The organism is Halorubrum sp. SP9 (assembly GCF_005435015.1).
In the GTDB taxonomy this organism is placed as follows: Archaea; Halobacteriota; Halobacteria; order Halobacteriales; family Haloferacaceae; genus Halorubrum; species Halorubrum sodomense.
The window spans coordinates 1-1,594 of the sequence record NZ_SGXU01000073.1 but is presented as its reverse complement, the minus strand read 5'-3'; the positions used below and the strand labels follow the sequence as shown (position 1 = coordinate 1,594).

Annotated in this window: 1 pseudogene; it reads right to left on the bottom strand. The window is 49.2% G+C overall.

The annotated features are described in order from the left end of the window. Positions 1 to 1,594, bottom strand: a pseudogene (locus EXE45_RS20555) (DUF1156 domain-containing protein); the annotation flags it as partial.

The window sequence follows — 1,594 nt, the reverse complement described above, 5'->3', positions numbered from 1 at the left end:
TCCCTCTTCGAGGACTCGGTACGCCTCGCCGAAGATGTCACTCATTCTATTCTCGTATTTATTCCGTGCCACTTCACGCTTAGAGCCAGACTCCGTATCTGATACCAAAGAGGGGTTCTCAACAGCCTCGTCTTCTTTGTTAGTTTCTGGTGTGCTGAACTCTTCAGGATAGATGTCCCCCAGATACTCGCGGAACCAGACATAGAACGCATCGGCGACCTCGGAGTAGATGATATTGTCTCCATACGGGGGGTCAACGACAATTGCCTCAATCGATTCGGTATCTATTGGTAGATTTGAGGCATCTCCACACCGCACCGTTGTATCCGGGTCCTCAAGGTGTGAGACATACTCCGAGATATGCTCATAGTTCGACAATACGTTATCTGATTCAGACTGGTAACTGTAAGTCCCACTCATCAGGTTGCTCTCAGAGAAATGCCACTGGAATGAGAAGTTATTATTACCTAGCATACTGCTGGGAGACCCTCGACGAATGTCAATAGGTTGTAATCTGGAATTGCGTTCTATCAGTTTTATAGATATAAACGAGAGAAGCGTGAGGATAGCCTCTGCTCGGTTCTGAGAATATTCGTCCAAGATATCCTTCTTTATTTCATCAAATGCGTCAAGATATGTAGCGTGAGAAAGGAGTTGACGGGGGCTGTATAGGTCCCTCCATTGGGTAATTCCATAGGGGGCAGAACGGTCATAGAATCCAACGTAGCGGTCTGTGGTGAGAAGGGTCGCGAGGTCAATCTCGGATTCTATCTTATCTGCCGCCCGCGCAAGCGCATCGCGGTCTTCCTGTGACGGCGAGTGATACTGTGAACCCTGTACAGATTCAGAGTATCTCACACCACAGACTTCATAAGAGAATTCTCCATTCGAGAACATCGATACAACATCCTCTCGCTCAGTCACCACGTCGCAATGGGGACACTCAATATCTCCACCGCTTACCGTCCCCTCACTTGGGTCAAATTCGTCCTTTGAGACATCTTCTGGTATGTGTACAATCTCAAATTGGAGACCTTCGTCCTCATACTGTGGCCTGCTGGCAATCCCTTTCTTTTGATTGAACCACCAGCGATTGGATACAGGAATCTGTTTCCCGCACGAAGGGCAGTCAATACTGTAGGCCCGGAAGTATTGGTTCGGCTCAACCCCGTTCTTTTCCGGGAAGAATGGTTCCAGACGCTCCTGAACGATGCTCTCAATCTCGTTCATCCACGTCCGCACATCTGACTCAATGGACCCCTCTTTTGGAGCATGTTCGAGAATTACCTTGTTTAGCAACCACGCTACCGGATTTAGCTCGTTAGATATAGTGGGAAGACCGTATCGAGTAGCTTCCAGCGGAATCGTTCCGCCGCCCGCGGTCGGGTCGAGTACAGTTGGGAGCTGTCCGTCCCAGTGCTCCCGAAGCGTTGAGTGTAGTTCCTCAAACTCAGATTTTGAGGGGACGTTTTTGTGCGGATACTCGTAGCCGAAGTGGTCCTCGATTGACCCCGTTCTATCGTCTTTCGTAGCATATTTTTTGACGACATAATCGTCGATATCCGATACACCACTTGTCGGTGGGCCGATACAC